Origin of the sequence: Ralstonia flatus, from assembly GCF_958439105.1 — a bacterium.
GTDB lineage: Bacteria > Pseudomonadota > Gammaproteobacteria > Burkholderiales > Burkholderiaceae > Ralstonia > Ralstonia flatus.
On record NZ_CAUDLI010000008.1, the window covers coordinates 210464 to 227534 of the forward strand.

Annotated in this window: 9 protein-coding genes and 2 pseudogenes; 6 read left to right on the top strand and 5 right to left on the bottom strand. The window is 58.2% G+C overall.

Annotated elements, in window-relative coordinates; all coding sequences use genetic code 11:
* Positions 1-337: 337 nt before the first annotated feature.
* The 3 genes from R2676_RS18765 to R2676_RS26210 form a co-directional block, all read right to left on the bottom strand.
* Entirely contained in the window at positions 338-1303 is a 966-nt protein-coding gene (locus R2676_RS18765) for a DUF932 domain-containing protein (protein ID WP_206274050.1), read from the bottom strand.
* Between the two features lie 96 nt (positions 1304-1399).
* Positions 1400-1615 carry a hypothetical protein gene (locus R2676_RS18770; protein ID WP_316887305.1) on the bottom strand — a complete coding sequence of 72 codons (216 nt, stop codon included), beginning with the start codon at positions 1613-1615 and terminating at the stop codon, positions 1400-1402.
* 731 nt (positions 1616-2346) lie between these two features.
* Complete coding sequence (locus R2676_RS26210; RefSeq protein WP_410482519.1) at positions 2347-2562, bottom strand: site-2 protease family protein; 216 nt, start codon at positions 2560-2562, stop codon at positions 2347-2349.
* Positions 2563-2748: 186 nt separating this feature from the next.
* Here R2676_RS26210 and R2676_RS18775 point away from each other — a divergent pair.
* Positions 2749-2856: pseudogene (locus R2676_RS18775) on the top strand (H-NS family nucleoid-associated regulatory protein); the annotation flags it as partial.
* Between the two features lie 59 nt (positions 2857-2915).
* Here R2676_RS18775 and R2676_RS18780 read toward each other — a convergent pair.
* Positions 2916-6251 (bottom strand): sacsin N-terminal ATP-binding-like domain-containing protein, encoded by a 3336-nt coding sequence (locus tag R2676_RS18780; protein ID WP_316887306.1) that lies wholly within the window; start codon positions 6249-6251, stop codon positions 2916-2918.
* Between the two features lie 74 nt (positions 6252-6325).
* Between R2676_RS18780 and mads1 the strand changes: the two genes are divergently transcribed.
* The 5 genes from mads1 (at position 6326) to R2676_RS18805 (ending at position 16214) form a co-directional block, all read left to right on the top strand.
* Entirely contained in the window at positions 6326-6541 is a 216-nt protein-coding gene (mads1, locus tag R2676_RS18785) for a methylation-associated defense system helix-turn-helix domain-containing protein MAD1 (protein WP_206274046.1), read from the top strand.
* Complete coding sequence (locus R2676_RS18790) at positions 6538-9459, top strand: ATP-dependent helicase (protein WP_206274045.1); 2922 nt, start codon at positions 6538-6540, stop codon at positions 9457-9459. The genes mads1 and R2676_RS18790 overlap by 4 nt, the downstream gene beginning before the upstream one ends.
* Positions 9459-11444: a site-specific DNA-methyltransferase gene (locus tag R2676_RS18795; protein ID WP_206274044.1), complete on the top strand. Its 1986-nt coding sequence runs from the start codon at positions 9459-9461 to the stop codon at positions 11442-11444. Before R2676_RS18790 ends, R2676_RS18795 begins: the two co-directional genes overlap by 1 nt.
* A complete protein-coding gene (locus R2676_RS18800) occupies positions 11437-14118 on the top strand; it encodes a TnsA endonuclease N-terminal domain-containing protein (RefSeq protein ID WP_206274043.1) in 2682 nt (893 codons plus the stop codon). Before R2676_RS18795 ends, R2676_RS18800 begins: the two co-directional genes overlap by 8 nt.
* Before the next feature lie 98 nt (positions 14119-14216).
* The gene (locus tag R2676_RS18805; RefSeq protein WP_316887308.1) at positions 14217-16214 is read left to right on the top strand and encodes an ATP-binding protein; all 1998 of its coding nucleotides are present in this window, start codon (positions 14217-14219) and stop codon (positions 16212-16214) included.
* 414 nt (positions 16215-16628) lie between these two features.
* Here the strand turns inward: R2676_RS18805 and R2676_RS18810 are convergent.
* Positions 16629-16852, bottom strand: a pseudogene (locus R2676_RS18810) (hypothetical protein).
* Positions 16853-17071: the final 219 nt, after the last annotated feature.

A 17071-nucleotide genomic window follows, 5' to 3' on the forward strand; every position in this document is an offset into this window, starting at 1 on the left:
TTTGCTCCTGCGGTCTGGCCGATCGGCTGCTATGGCGAAAATCTACCCCAACTGTGGTTGCAATCCCGATAGCGCTCTGAAATATCGCTCGCCACGCGAGTTCAGGCGCAGGACGGAATCATCAACTCAAGTGTGAGGCGGTGTCCGGAGATACGGGGGGCGAATCCACTTTGTATGGCAGCGCTTGTTGGAGCGCATCCCCAGTTCAGGGGATGCATTCATTGCCCGGGGGCCTCTATCGACATCGAAATTGCTGCGCTGTCGCCGGGCGGCGTCTATGCTGGTGCTAAGCTAGTTTCGAAGGTCGCCTTGAGCTATGTGAGAAGAGAAGTGGTGATCAGACGACGAGTTTGAGCGCCTCGTCCCAGGCTTTCTGCTTGAGGGCGGCACCCTGGCCAAACCAGGCTGCATCCAGGCGATGATCGTCACTGCGCGCACGGCGACGGTGGTCGACGAACTCCGTGATGCTGTTGACCAAGCCCCAAGCCGTACCGGCCGCAGATGTTAGATCCGCGCCTTTGCCGCTTCCGGCATACAGCTGGCCCACCGCTTTGATGGCTCGTTCATTGAGGACGACGCGATCGGCCAGATTCGCCGTCGGATAGGTCAGCACCCGCCGGAAGAAGGTTTCTGCCGCCGAATTAGGGACCTTGCGCTCGGCGAGCGCCTTAGTGCGTGCCATGAAGCTGTCCCAGGACGAGACTGCAATGCCCAGTTGACGCTTGACGGCGGCGGCATCGAATTGCGAACGGTGAGGGACCTTGACCACGCCGGTACCGTCGCCCAGTGCGATCTGCAGTGTGTTGTGGCACACAACGCGCACACTCGTAAACTGAGCCGTGGTGGCGAGCGTGCCGTCACAGGCCGTTGCCAGCAGCAGGTAGCCGTCCACCTTGTCTCGGCCCTTCAGGAGGCCAGTCTGGCCGGTTTTGGCGAGTGCCCAGAACTTGCGGCCTTCCTTGAGCACACCGGCGGTTTCCAGCTCGAAGCCACCGACTTCCGTCAGGTCCCGATAGAACTCCAGGATCTCAGCTGGTTGCACCACGTTATATCGGGCAGAAACTACGGACAGAGGGGCTTTCGTATCAGAGCGGTAGAGCACCTTCCGTTCCGGAAAGGCGTGAATGGAGCCAAGGTTGGAGCCGGCGCTGCCCGAGACGAAACGCACTTCGGTTTCTTCGATCTGCCAGTTCATGCCGGCCTGCTTGGCCCAAACCTCGACGGGCTGACGTGGAGTCAATTGATTACCGAGGCCGTGCCACGGGGTTTGACCAACATAGGCCATGGTTTGCACGAGATGCATGGAATGCTCCTTGGGAAGACAAATGCATAGAGCCCGGCCAAAGCCGGGCTCTATGGCAGATGAAAAGAGAAGACAGAAAGTGTGTCGTCGGCTAGGTTAGCGATCGCTGAAGGTGTGACCGCAGTCGAGGCAGTGATGGTTGTTGAGTACTTGGGTATCGACGGCGTCACCGAGGGCGGCACCTGCAGCGCAGCCCGTTGTGCCACCGATGAGGCCGCCGAGAATGGCGCCGGCGATGCCGCCGAGTGCAGCGCCGACGGGGCCGGCGAGCATTCCAACTGCGGCGCCGGCTTCGGCACCTGAGACGGTCATGGCGACGCCGCCGGCAGCACCTGCGAGGGCGCCAACCGTGCCGCCGACCTTGGTTGCGAGGTTGAGGGTGTCAGTTCGAGTGGACTGACAGCGAGGACACGGAATGGTCATCAAAACTCCTTGTAGCGTTTGGAGACGCGGGCAGCCCCACCGGGACCGCTTCAAGAGAGTTATATGTGACCCAATAATCCTGGAATCCTGAGGCAGCACAGCGGACACCGCGCTTAACGGCGTCCGCTGTGCTACTGCCTGGCGCTTCGGCTCGGATGAGCTGTTTCTTCGGCCACCGCCCAATTTGTTGCCGGTGGTGCGAGCCATCTCGGGCGATTTGCGACCGGCCGTTATTACTGCTCTCTGCCAGACTCACGAGCCCTCCGATCCAGCTCATCTTGCACTGCTAGCGCTGCGGACCGAATCTGCGCTAGGTGTGCCGCTTCGCGGGACGTCATCCCGGCGAGGGTAATCTGTGCCCTAGTCGTAGCGGCGCTCTCTTTAGCGGACCGCTGCTTGGCCCGCGCTAAGTTGGCGGCCGCTCGTGCGGCATTCCGCAATGCCTTCATCCCAGCCTTTTTCTGCTTGTGCGCGGCAACCTCGGCGGCGCGTTGCTCCGCTTCCTGAGCCTTACGTGCTTTTCGTTCCGATGCAATTGACATGGCGGACTCCTCCCGAGCAGGACGCCTGGCTGGTGCTTCTACCACTGGCGGCACGGAATGCAAGCGTAAGCCGCTCACTCATACGAGGTAAATAGCACACACGGATAGCCACGACAGCAGCAGCGCAAGGTAGACAAATACTAACGTCTGTGTGTATCTCGGGCGCCAAATTCTCGCGAATCCGCTGCTTGCAACAAGCGCAACAAGCGTACCTCCGTTGAGCGTTGGCAATGGAAGTAGATTAAATGCGGCCATCTTGATTGCCACCAGGGCGCTCAGCGAGATAAATGACAACTGCTAGACGGATGGCTTGCGAGCGCCAACAATTTTTGCCCGCGCGTGAGGGGTGACATTGCACCGCCGACAATCTGCCCGAAGCTCTCGCGAATACGAGAATGGTGTCGCTGTGCATTACGGCAAAGCTTGACCGCAGATGACATTTGACTCTCGGTCAAACGCGGTGTGGCTAGCAAGAAGAAGACTGTAGCCCCGACGTATCGTGATCCGAAGACTGGTGCAACTTGGTCGGGGCGGGGCCGTGCTCCGACATGGATCGGTAAGAACCGCGACAAGTTCTTGATCGACTAAGTTGAGTAGGAGGCATGGTTCGCTGAGGGCGAACCATGCCAATTTGATCGCGATGCCGATCAGTGAGGTGGATCCGTCTGGGCGATCTGGCTCCAGCCTCGATCGAACGTGAAGGTCCGGGCCTGAGTAGCGGGATCTTGAATCCTGAGCACGCGAGCCTTGTCCGGGTCAGTCGCATGTTCGACAACATACAACCAGTAGGCGGTACCGTGCTCGAGGGCGCATTCAAACTGGGGGCGCGATAGTCCCACCGGCCGGTCTTCTAGGCTGCCCGTCATTGCCTTGACCTCGACCCAACGAGCCGGCTTGCCGCTGTTGTTGACCTCGTAAAGGTCGAATCCTCGGTTGCCCTGCGGCGTGCGTTGCAGTTTTGGCTCAAGTTCGATGATCAGTTTAATGGCCTGATATTCGATGTGCATCCGTGCCGCTTGATCGAGGCCATCGGGATCGGGCTCGTCATCATTCGGATACGCGCCGACGTAGGAGATGAAGGGACGTGTCCCGGTTTTGCCAGGTGTTCTCTTCCCATGACCACCTCCGTGTCCACCGCTGCTGCCCGAAGCACTGTGGCTACCTGAACCGTTGAGCGCTTGTCCATTGCCCTGTCTATTGCCACGTGATGTTCCGGTGCCAGTACGGCCTGGAGCACCCGGACCAGCGCCGCCGCCCACACCGTCACTGCCGTCGGGATCATGCGTGCCGGGTGGGATGTCTGGCATGTCGTCGCCGTACAGATCCTTAGCATCACCATAAACGTCGTCGATGCCAGATGCCTCGTCAATTTTCGCGCCGGGATCTGAAGGTGGTTCGACCTCCTCAGGCGGGTTGGTAATACCAAGCCGGGACGCCAGGTCGGCCACGCTTGTGATGCCGTACTTGCGCAATAGGTCGAGCGCGGCAGGATCGATGCCCGCCTCTTTGGCCAACTGGTCGATGATCGGCGGCTTGAAGTCGATCTTCGTCAGCAGGAATGGATTGGGCTTCCAACCAAGAGTCTCGAATACCACGAGACTCGGGGGCACCAGTTCACCGTCGGCGTCGGGTACCCAAGCTGATTTGTTGAGCTGACGCAGGAAGGCCGCCGGGAAAGGCGGTGTCTTGCGTTCCCCATAGTGCGACCAAGTGTAGAAACCATCAAAGATCCCGCGCCCGCGACGTTCTTCCAGGTCGCCCAGGCTCTCCCAGATAAGGCGGGCGCGTTCGGTGCGTTGGTCCGGATTGAGCTTTGGCAGAAGCGCTATGAGATCGTCAAACCCTTGAAGGAGCCAGTCGGTAACCCGATCGTTGACTCCGGACGTTTCCTCGTGGCCGGTTTGTCGGCGCAGTTCCTGCCTCTCATCCCGCGTCAGTTCGTTCGGGGCTTCGACCGGGCGCGGATACCGCAGCGCACCGCACGCCTCCAGCAACTCGCGCATGTTTTCGCCGCGAAGGCAGCTGTACCCATCATCAACCATACGGACTTTACCTACGCCCGCGAAAAGCTGCTTCAGGCGGTCGGTCGCTATGTAAATATCGCCCGGTTTTGCGACAGAACTCTTGCCGTCACCGGTATCGATCGCCTTCACAAAGGCGGTGTCGCGCAGGGCAGCACGGAGCTTTTCCTTTTGTGCTGTCGAGTCGCTGCTGAACGCCGACCGGATACGTTCGATGTCGGAGGCGTAGACATCGCCGTCCATATCTGCTTCATTCTTACGATACTTCGGCAGGATATTCCAAACCACGTCATCCACTGGGTCGGGTTCAGTGATGCCCAGAGAGGCGAGAAATGCACGCACTTCGGAAGTTGTGCACACCGTGCGGCGCATCGTCGGGAAGTTTGTTGCAATGGCGCCGGGCAGGAAGGCCTTGATCTTGCCACTTTCGCGGGCAACGACGTGGGTGCCATCATCCAGGCGGATGAGTGGAACAGCGTCGAGGTGGCGAAGCAAGGCCTTCTGGCCGCTCAGGAACTCGTACAGCCGCAACACCCACTCGTCGGGCTGCGCCTCAAGGAACGGCTTGGTCAAGCTCGCCACCAGTTTTTCTGGCCTGATTTCATCGATATCGAGTTCGTCCATCAGGTACTGTCGAATCTCGGGTGCCCTGTCCGGGGTGATGTCACTCGATAGCCAAGCGGTGATTTCAGAGCCGAACAGCGCAGCGACATGCTCCGACGTGAAAAGCTTCTGCAGCTCTTGCCCACGGGCAAGCTTGGCCTGACTGGCGGTCACGTAGTTGCCATCGGAAGCGGGAAGCAGTGCCTCATCTTGAAATGCCTGCCGGACAGCTTCAAAAATCGGCGCGAATCGCGAGCCTTGCGGGAATTTCTCATGGTCGAGTGGTAGGCAGCGCAGTGCGGAGACGTCAAGAATTGCCTTGTCCCGCATCCAACGCATTGCCTCCACCAACAAACTGGCCGTTTCCTTGATCAAATGCTGGTTCCAGGGATTGCCGGGTGGAATGTTGTCTCGACTTGGCGTGGTGCGATACGGCCCTTGCACCAGAAAGCCAAGGTGACTTTCCACCACGGTCGGGAAGAAAACGACCAGCGGTGAGTTGGGCAGTGGCCGGACGGCCCAGTGATCAGGGGTGTCTTCTTCTACCGCCACTAACGAGAAGGCGATTTCTACCTGCCCTACCTTCTGCTGTTCGGTAGAGACCACGTCGCGGTGGAATACTAGCCAGCTCTGATCAACTTCGGGCTGGCCGCTTTCTTGACCAATCACGGTAACGCACTGGACGTTTGGGCCGAGCAATTCTGGACTATTGCGCAGATAGAACCCGGATGCCCCGCCTTCTACGCTCCAATTGATTTCGTCGATGTGCCGAAGGAATAGGAGCGCGCTAGAACCCAGGTGCCGGAATCCAGCAGTGATGTCCTGCAGGACAGTTGCGTCTTCTGTCTTTAAAGGCAAGATAATCTGCGTTTCGCCTGCCTCGCGCGCCGTGCGGTTCGCCCGCTTGGGGAACACATAATCTTCAATGGCAAAATCTTCATCGCCAGAGTGAATCTCAGGAAGATCTGTGACCGTGTAGACCGACTTGAAGCCGAGGCCGAAGCGGCCAATGGAGGACTCGTCCTTTGTGGTCTCGGCGATGTCACACACACTCCGAACGTCGGCTTCGTCGAACGGTTTGCCGAAGTGGGATAGGGCCAATTTGCTTGGCTCCAGCGTGAACGTGACCTTACGTGGCCCATGCCGATCGCCGCGCCGCTCCAGGGCATCTTCGGCATTTTGTAGCAGCTCGAAAATGAAGTGCGTGCGATCGTCGTACAGACCAGCAGCCAACTCCCCGGATTTCTGAGCGCCTTCGGTCCCATAGCGCCGACGATTTTCTTCGCAGATTGCTTCGTAGTTCGATGTCACCGCCGCCCCCTCTTTGTCAGGCATCTTCTCGATGCCATGTTTGCTCAACCTTGCTCAATCCTGCCATTCTTGTGCCAAGATACGCCAGTCATCGAATTGAGTAGTCAGCCGAGAGTAACTAGATGAGCGACCAGCCGGACGAAATCCTCACCATTGATGAGGTCGCGACCTATCTAAAAGCCGGGAAACGCACGGTCTACCGTCTTGCTGCGAGCGGCAAGATCCCGGCTTTCAAGCTCGGCGGCACTTGGCGATTCCGTCGCGATGAGCTTAATCAGTGGATCGCCAGCAGCATCGGCAAAGCTGCGGTCGGTGGCGAGGACGGAGGCGCAGAATGAGTGGCACCGACCCTGCGCTTCAAAGCAAGGCCAATCCGCAGCAGCTTGAAGCCATCCTCGCTACCGATGGCCCTGTGCTCATCATCGCGGGTCCTGGCTCGGGCAAGACGTTCACGCTGGTCGAGCGCATCGTCTATCTCATCACGCAAAAAGGCGTCGCACCGGAGTCGCTGTTTGTCGTCACGTTCACCGATAAGGCGGCGCGCGAGCTCACCACCCGCATCTCGAATCGGCTGTCCGAGCTGGGCATCCAGTTCAACCTGAACGAGATGTACCTCGGCACCTTCCACTCCATCTGCCTGCGCCTGTTGGAGGACTTCCGCGAATTCACGAGGCTCAATCGCAGCTTCACGTTGTTCGACCAGTTTGACCAGCAGTACTTTCTGTATCAGCACATCAAGGATTTTCGCGGCCTCCCCGACGCTCAGCTCGTCATGGGGGATGACGAGTCGGGCCGCTGGTCACAGTCCGAACATCTGCTCAAATGGCTCAGCAAGGTCAGCGAAGAAGCGCTCGATGCCACCGCACTGTCGGCCGCTCCTGAAGCGGAAATCCGCGCATTGGCCGCGTGTTTTACCAAGTACCAGGAGTTGCTGCATGAGAACAACTCACTCGACTTCTCCGGCATTCAGTATGAGGCGCTGCAACTGCTCGAAAAACGTCCGGAGGTGCTGGCGCAACTGCGCGAGAAGCTGACCTACTTGATGGTCGACGAATACCAGGACACCAACACCATCCAGGAGCGCATCCTCCTGCTGCTGGCGGGCAAGAGGCGCAACCTGTGCGTCGTGGGCGACGACGACCAGGGCTTGTATCGGTTCCGGGGCGCGACTATCCGGAACATTCTTGAATTCCCATCGCTATTTCCTGACGGGCAGTGCAAGCAGGTCAAGCTCACTGTCAACTACCGCTCGCACCCGGACATCATCCGCTTCTACAACGAATGGATGCGCGAGCAGACATGGGACGATGGCACGCGCGTATTCCGCTTCGCTAAACAGATCGAGCCGCGCCAGGACGACTTTCCGGACGTGCCTGCGACGGTGCGGTTGGCGGCCACCGACAACAAGGACGAAACCACCAACTGGCATGCTGAGGTACTGGCCTTCCTCAATGGCCTGAAGGCATCGGGCCAGTTGTCGGACTGGAATCAGGTCGCCTTCCTGTTTCGCTCTGTCAAGAACGATAAGGTGGTTGCCCTGGCTCGCTTCCTCGAAACCGAGGGCGTGCCCGTGTTCTCGCCACGCTCGAACATGTTCTTCGAGCGCGAGGAAATCCGCTTGATGATCGGCGCGCTGATCTTTCTGTTCCCGCAATTTCCTAAGGTGCGTGCGTGGGCGGAAGGCGTCACGCTGGACATCTGGGACTATTACGACCACCAATGCTTTGCGGCCTTCGCCGCAGAACTGCGCAAGCCGGAGAACAAGTCTTTGCTGGATTGGGCGCGCCCGCTGGCCAAGCGCCACGCCGTGCTTACGCAGAACACTGACTACGCCTTCTCCGGCCTGTTCTACCAATTGCTCCAGTTCCCGTTGTTCTCGCGCTTCGTCACTGACGAAGTTGTGCAAGGCGTGGACAAGGGCCGTGCCGCGCGCAATCTTGGGAGTTTCTCCAAGCTGCTCACCAAGTTCGAGTACCTGCACTACGTCAGCGTGTTGAACCCGGAGTGGCTGGAAAAAAATATCCGCGATCTGTTCAACCAGTTTCTGCGCTTCCTGGTAGACGGCGGCATCGGCGAGTACGAGGACGAAGCCGAGTACGCGCCCAAGGGCTGTGTGTCGTTTCTTACCATCCACCAATCGAAGGGGCTGGAGTTTCCGGTGGTCGTCTGCGGTTCGCTGGAGGCTGTGCCGCGCAAGCAGTACAGTGCGCTCGACGTGCGGCTGGAAGACGGCGGCTACCTTTCCAAGGAGCGCTTCGAGCCACTCGACCACATTAAAAACTTCGACTTCTGGCGGCTGTTCTACACGGCTTTCTCCCGTGCCCAGAACCTGTTGGTGCTGGCCGCGCAGGAGCGGCAGGGACGGGGATTGGGCAAGTCGCCGTCCAAATACTTCGAGCGCTTGTTCTACGAGCTTCCGAGTTGGCGCAGCGTTGACCTACCGGCGCTGACCTTCGAGGCGGTCAAGCAGATCAACCTTAAGCGCGAATACTCCTTCACATCGCACATCAGTGTGTTCGAGAACTGCGCCGAGCAATACCGCTTCTTCAAGGAATTAGAGTTCGCCCCCATTCGCGAAAGCCCGATGCTATTCGGTACGCTGGTGCATCAAACCATCGAGGACATCCACAAGACAGTGCTGCGCGGCGAGGAGGGCACCCTTGGCCGCGAAGCCATTGAAGGTTGGTTCTCGGCCAACTATGCCATGCTGTCGAAGAAGGAGCGCGTATACCTCGCGCCCACTTCGCAGCAGGCGGCGCTGCAGCACGTGCTGCGTTACTACGAGCGCGAGAACGGCAACTGGGATCGCGTCAAGGAAGCCGAGGTCGAGATTTCGCTCGTCAAGGATCAATACATCCTCAAGGGTAGCGTTGACCTCATTCGGGGCGAACACGACACGGTCGAGATCATCGATTTCAAGTCGGAGAAGAAACCCGACATGGAGAAGGATCGGGACCGACTGCGCCAGTATCAGCACCAGTTGGAGGTGTACGCCCACTTGGTTGAGGAGCGCACCGGCCAGAAGGTCAGTCGGATGCATCTGTACTACACCGGCGAGGATGGCGGCAACCCCTACGTCTCCTTCAACAAGGACAACCGCGCTATTGGCAAAACCATCGCGCGCTTTGACGATATCGTCGCGCGCATCGAGCGGCAGGACTATCAGATCGCAGCACGCCCGGCCAAGCTGTGCCAGAACTGCGATATGCGCGCCTACTGCGACAACAAGAACTGGACGTTCAGGAAAGACGACTAATGAGCAAGAGCACCCCGGCGCAGGAAAGCCTGCAACTGGCCACGCCCGACGGCGGTACCACCAACGTCGAGAAATACGAGTTCCAGCCGATCAAGGGCTACCCGATGCTGAACTGGCGTGGCAAGCGCCCGTTCACGTCGACACAGTACTACCCTGCGCAATTGAAAGAAGTCCACGGCGAGGAGGTGGACGGATGGCGCAACAAGATTTTTTGGGGGGACAACCTTCAGGTAATGAGTCACCTGCTGAAGCAGTTCAGAGGCAAGATCGATATGGTCTATATCGACCCGCCCTTTGACTCCAAAGCTGACTATCGAAAGAAGATTCACCTGAAGGGGAGAACGGTCACGGGTGATATGGCGGCTTTTGAGGAAAAGCAGTACGGCGACCTATGGACTAACGATGAATATCTCCAGTTCATGTACGAGCGGCTGGTTCTGCTTCGAGAGTTGCTTACAGAGGAAGGAAGCATTTGGGTTCAATGTGACTGGCATCGTAGTCATCACATCCGCTGCCTGTTGGAGGAAATCTTCGGCTCCGCGAATTTTCTAAATGAAGTCGTTTGGCAGAGAACTGATCCTCACAATGATGCCAAGAGTAGGCTCGGCATCATTCACGACACCATATTCTGGGTTGCCAAGAATAAGGAAAAAGTGTTTTACGATTGGCAAGCCGCTGCAGGCAATCTTTCTGATTCCGCACTCAGTGAATATAGCCTGGTGCGTCTTGCTGATGGGACGGTCGTTGATTATTCCGAGGAAACGGCGAGCCTTGGTAAGCGTTTCAAGGTGGAAAACACAACCTACAAGGGAAAGGACTCCAAGCGCCAATTCGAGTGGCGCGGCGTGAGACCATCGCCGAATCGCGTTTGGGCCTATGCGTCTCCAGAGGAAATGGATCAGGCTTTGGAGCGGGGGGAGTTGTATCTGCGTGATCCAAGCAGAGGTTCTACTCGTTGCAAGGTTTTCTTCCTTGAAGAGAGTAACGGTCGCCTGTTGCAGTCCATCTGGACTGACTGTGGCCGAATGAAAGGCGGATCAGATTACCCAACCCGAAAACCGGAGCAGTTACTGGAGAGAATAATCACTGCTGGCTGCCCTGCGGGCGGAATCGTTCTAGATACTTTTGTTGGATCAGGAACTACTGCGGTAGTTGCTCAGAAGCTTGGCCGAAGGTTTGTCGCCGCCGACATCAATCTGGGAGCAGTTCAGTCGTCGACGAAGCGACTCATCAGTTCGGCTGATGAGCTTCGTCAGCAGTCCCTCATTGAAGAGGAGAGGCTATTCATTGGATTTGAGATTCACAACGTCAATAATTACGACATCTTCCGCAATCCAGTTCAAGCCAAAGAGCTACTGATCGAGGCACTGGAGGTGCAGAAGCTGGAGTTTAGTACCGTGTTCGACGGCGAGAAGGACGGGCGCATGCTCAAGATCATGCCCGTCAACCGTATCGCCACACGTGCCGATCTGAACGAGCTGATCCACAACTTCGACCAAAAGGCATGGCAGCACCGGCACAACGAACATCCGAACCGACCCGTCGAGAAGATCACCCTCATCTGCATGGGCCACGAGCCAGATTTGGCCGCGCAACTTGAACTTGCCGCCAAGCCCTTCAAGATCGACGTGGAGGTAGTGGACATACTGCGTGACAAGACCGATCTAGAGTTCAAGCGCGATTCGCAGGCCAGACTTGCTATCAGAAAAGGCGAGTTGGTCATCGAGAAGTTCTACCCGATGAATCTGCTGCAAAAGCTTTCGCTCCAGAAGGAATCGGTCGAGGATTGGAAGGAGCTGGTCGAGTCGGTACTGATTGACTGGAACTACGACGGCGCGGTGGTGCAGCCGGCAGTGGTGGACATTCCTGGAAAAGACGCTCTGGTAAAGGGCGTGTACAAAGTGCCGGAAGACGCGGCCACCATCCGCGTGAAAATTACCGACCTGCTTTCGGAATCGTGGGAAGGGAGTATTAGCAATGGCTAAGCGTGCCGCCAAGCCAGTGAGCGCGTCGCTCGATTTTGCCTTCTTCCAGTTTCTCTGGCAGTTCTACCAGTCCAACCGAGGCACGATCCGCAATCACTACAAGGAACTGACCCGCAAATTCCTCGACTTCAACAATCCGGAGAAGAACCCTAAGGCCTTCCTGCGGCAACCGCAGTTCGAGGCGCTGGAAACCTACGTCTTCCTGAAAGAGTTTCTTGGCAACGCCAAGGTCGAGGAGATATTCCAGCAGTGGTTCGAAAAGCAAGGTCGGTTTGCCGGGCGCACTGAGGGCGGCGTTGTTTCCGGGAATGCGGGCCAAGTGGGCCTGTTCGACAAGATTACGCAGGATCAATACAAGGCCGTGTTCGCGGCGATGCGCAAAAACTCTCGCGCCTACCCGAACTACATCTTCGCTCTAACGATGGGCACCGGCAAAACCATCCTGATGGCGACCTGCATCTTCTATGAGTTCCTGCTGGGCAACAAATTCGAAAAGGATGCGCGCTACTGCCACAACGCTTTAGTGTTCGCGCCGGACAAGACAGTGCTGCAATCGCTGAAGGAGATTGAAGCGTTCGATCTGACTCGCGTGGTACCGCCGGAGTATGTCAACTTCCTAACCACGCACCTGCGTTTTCACTACCTTGAAGAAGCCGGCACGTCGCTGGACACGCTGGATCGCTCGCGCTTCAACATCATTGTCTCAAATACGCAGAAGATCATCCTCAAGCGCCAGCGTAGGGAGAAAACCTCCGTTGACAAGCTGTTTGGTACGACTGGCGAAACGCTCGCGGCTACCGGTGTCTATGCGGACGCCGCGGATCTTTATAACTTCGACCAGCCAGAAGAAGAAGGTGAGCTGAGCACCAACCAGCGGTTTGAGAAGCTGCGCCGTCTGGAGCAGTTAGGCATCTACGTGGACGAGGCTCACCACGCTTTTGGCAAGGCGCTGGCCAAGGATATGGGTGTTGGGGCCAAGGAAACCGATACTAGCCTACGTACAACCATCGACATCCTGGCCGCGAGCCTGAACGCGGCGGGCACGCGCGTGGTGGCCTGCTACAACTACACCGGCACGCCCTATGTGGGGCGCGAGGTGTTGCCGGAGGTGGTCTACGCTTACGGCTTGAAGGAAGCCATCGACAAGGGCTTCCTTAAGAAGGTAACGTTGCACGGCTATGCCAACACTCGTACCGACGAGTTCATCGATATCGCCATCGAGAACTTTCTGAGGGCATCGGGCGAGCTGCGCCCTGAAGGCTTGCTGCCCAAGCTGGCCTTCTTCGCTTCCACCATTGATGAGCTGACCGGCGAACTGAGACCCGCCGTCGAGCGCGCGCTCCTCAAGCACGGCATCCCGACCTCGCGCATCCTGGTTAACGTTGGCGATGACAGGCTCACGACCAACGACGACATTCGCGAGTTCAACCGCCTTGACACAGAAGGCTCGGAAAAGCAGTTCATTCTGCTAGTGAACAAGGGTCGCGAGGGCTGGAACTGCCGCTCGCTGTTCGGCGTGGGATTGTTCCGCGAGCCCAAGTCCAAGGTGTTTGTGCTGCAGGCTACGATGCGCTGCTTGCGCGCCATCGGTCAAGCCCAGCATACGGGGCACGTCTTCCTTTCGGACGGCAACCTGAGCACATTGAACGACGAGTTGCAACAGAACTTCCACATCAGCGCCGACGATCTGCAGAAAACCGGCAAGGACAAGGAGCCGGTGCAAATCCGCGTGGTCGAGCCGCCGGTGAAGATCAAGTTGGTCCGCGTGCGCAAGCTCTACGAGATGCGCGAGAAGGCGCTCGTGCCAGGCCAGATGCTAGGCCTAGACCGCGCGGACAAGGAACGCTGGAGCACGCTGGTCGAGAGGTATCGCCTGATTGAGACGCAGCAAGATGGCCTGACCGCCGCCGATGCCGCACGCGCCTCGGGCAGCCGCACCTTCGACCTGACCTCCCGCCGAGAGAAGCGCACCTTCTCGCGCATGACGCTGGTGGCCGAAGTGTCGCGCTATCTCAATCGCAGCCCACTGGAGATAGAAGAACTGCTAGACGCGACCCGGGAAGGCACTGACGAGCTGGTGGCTATTACCAATGAGTTTAATGAGCTGCTGTACGACGAGATCATTCCGCGCCTGTTCCGCCAACTCTACGACCTGGACGAGTCGCAGAAAACTGAGGAACACGAGGTCGATCTGATCAAGATGCCGCCCAACGGCTACTACGAGGTGTCAGCGGCGAAGGACAAGATCGTCCGGATGAACGACGCGAGGATCAAGGATGAGGAGCGCGCCAAGAGCTTCCACCTCGACACCTACTGCTTCGATTCGGGCTCGGAGAACTGGCTGTTCTGGGATCTGCTGCGTGAGCAACGCGTGAAGAAAATCTACTTCACCGGGATGCTGACCCACGGTCAATCCGACTTTTTCATCCAGTACATCGACCCGGATTCGCACATGGTGCGCAGCTACTATCCAGACTTCATCTTCCAGCGCGAGGAGCCGGACGGCAGCTTGAAGTACGTCATCGTCGAGGTAAAGGCCGACAACCAGATCGAGGACGCCGTCGTGCAGGCGAAGAAGGACTTCGCTCAGCAGATTGCGGTGGCCAGTGGCATGGAGTACCGCATCCTCAAGTCGTCCGATGCGGACAAGCGGCACTTCCGAGTGCTGCTCTAGCTGGCTTGACCAGCCACTGAGCTGAATCCCCATAAAAGAAGCAACCATTTCGAAGAGAAAAACATGCATCTCGCGCTGCTTGGATCGACCTGGAAGAAATGGGACTTGCACGCCCGCACTGGGGACTAGTGATGGTAAAGTCAAGAAGAAAAACAGACACTGCGACGGTATCGTTCTTTGAAGAGGACTATTTGGTGCGCACGCTTGGGCGCATCGCGCACGATCCGGAGATCGCGCTTACCGAGCTTGTGGCCAATGCCTGGGATGCAGGCGCGTCGCTGGTCGACCTGACGATTCCACTGACGCGTGAACTGGCCTTAACCGTCATAGACGACGGGCATGGCATGAGTGGGGCCCAATTCAAAGGGCGCTGGATGAGGCTGGGCTACGACCGCATCAAACATCAAGGGCCGAACGTGGAGTTCCCTGCCGAGCGCAAGGATTGGCGACGCAGAGCCTATGGCCGTAACGGCGTCGGCCGCCATGGGCTGCTGTGCTTTGCGAACCAGTATTCCGTGGAGACTTGGCGCGACGGTAAAGGTGTGAGCTTCGATATTGGGACGCAAAGCCACGAGACGCCGTTCCGTATTGAGAAGGAAGCGTCGTTTTTACGCCAAGGCCACGGCACGAAGCTCTCCGTAGTGGTTGAGCGCCACTTGCCCGACGCCGATCGGATTCGTGAAATTCTGTCGGCTAGGTTTCTGCACGACCCGCAGTTTGTGGTACGAGTCAACGGCCAATCGTTATCGCTGGCCGATCAGACTGGGCTAATAGAGAGAGCGGATTTGGCAATCGAAGGTTGCCACCCCGCTGAGGCTTACGTTGTGGATTCAACTCGTGCTGCCAAGTCGACTCTCTACCAAGGCATCGCCTTTTGGGTGAACGGCCGGTTGGTGGGAACCCCAGGTTGGATCGTGGGGACCGAGGCCGTGATCGACGGCCGCGCACGCTTTGCCAAGCGCTACTCGATCGTGGTCAAGACCGACGATGGTTGGATGGCCGAGGTCGAGCCGGATTGGTCCCGGTTCAAGCCGGGGCCAAAGGCGGACGCCTTGTTTGAGGCGGCGCGTCAATACGCACAGCGCGTCTTCGCTTCCCTTTCGTCGACGATGGTGGAAGAGAGCTCGGAAGAGGCGCTGGTACGCAACAGGGAGCAATTCAAAGAGCTCTCACAGCTTGGCAGGGCGGAGGTGGCAACTTTCGCTCGCGAGCTGGTGAAAACGACGCCCACGGTTTCGCAAGATGTCCTGTCCGCCGCGGTGCAGGCGTTGATCAACCTGGAGAAGGCAAGGGGCGGGGCAGCTCTGCTCGAAAAGCTCACCAAGCTAGATGAATCGGACATCGAAGGCCTCGATCGCTTGCTTGGCCAATGGACTGTGCGCGATGCCCTTTCTGTCCTTGACGAGATTGACCACCGGCTTGCAGTGCTGGCGGCTATCGAGAAGCTCTGCGGCGATGAGGCGGCCGACGAGCTTCACACCCTCCACCCGCTGGTGACGCAGGCCAGGTGGCTCTTCGGCCCTGAGTTTGACAGCAGCGAATACGCCTCGAATGTGAGTCTTCGGACAGCGGCGGAAAAGGTTTTCAAGAAGCGGGTGTCCCCCGAGGCCTTCGTCAACCACAAGCAGCGGCCAGACATCATGGTCTTGGCTGATGCAACTTGCTCAATTGTGGGCACTGAGGGCTTCGATCCTGCCGAGCAGACGCTCACGAGAATCCAGAACGTCTTGATCATCGAGCTAAAAAAGGGCAAGTCGGCGATTGGCCGCGATGAAATGAACCAAGCCGACGGGTACGTGCAAGATTTCCTTTCCAGCGGCGCTCTGGATGGAGCCCCAATGTTCAAGGCCTTCGTGGTCGGTCATGAGATCGCTCCGAAAACCTCCAAGGAAAAGGAACTCAAGGAGGAGGGGGTATTGCGCGGGCGTGTCGTCGCAGCCACCTATGGGCAGCTAACGCGCTCCGCACACCAACGGCTCTTCCGGCTCAAGGAGCGGATTCCTGCGAGGTATGAAGACATGTCGGGCGCAGATTTGTCGGCAAAAGTCATGCAGACTGCCACGCAGGCCGCGCTCGCATTGCCAGCACCAAAGTAGGATAAGGGTTGAATTGAGCAGGGCGATGTGACGTTCCAAAATCACGAAGCACGTCGCTGGAATCGCTGGTTGCCAGCCCGATAGGGCCCGGTCACGTTCGTTCGAGATACGCGGTGTGCGAGTTCGTTCATCCAGCGTTGCCTAGTACGTTACGATTGCGTCCGATAGTCAAGCGTTGAGGCCAGTGGTACTTGGTTGGGCGAAAGTGCTGAAGTCGGGCGCGCAATCGAACCAAAGTGTTCCCGAAGATTGGGGGCACATTTGGGGGCATGGAAGAGCTTGTGAGTTCTGAAAGTCCTTGTGCATCAACGATGTGCAAGACGAATTCCATTCCTGCAGCCGCACCAGCATCACAAAACGGCCTCCCATGTGGAGGCCGTTTTCTTTTGTCGCGCCTGTTCAATTTCGCGGGCTTCACCCGCGCCGAACCCAAATCACCTTGCCGCCCTGGATGCCGAGGTTGCGACGTTCTTCGCGGTAGTCCATGGTGCCGGGCAAGCCCTGCCATCGCGCTCGCTGATGCGCCAGAGGCAGCCATTCAGCAGAGCCGTGGCTTCCTGTTCGGATTTGCCGATCAGGGCGTTGTCGGAAATGGCGGCCGCCTGACAGGTGGCGGCTTGAGCGGTGTGCTCCGTCATCTTGGATTCCCCTGCGTTTCTGCGTTGCTCTGGGCCGGCCGCCGAGCAGGCTGCCATGCCGAGGGTGGCAGCAATCGTGGTGAGTAGCGTTGCCAAGCGCGTCATAAAACCTCCGTGTGATATCGCAGTGGTGAGCGCCATCGATCAGACGTTCGATCGTCGCAGCAGTGTATCGACACAGGCTTGCGGGCGCCTCATCCCGGGATGTTGCCGCCGCGC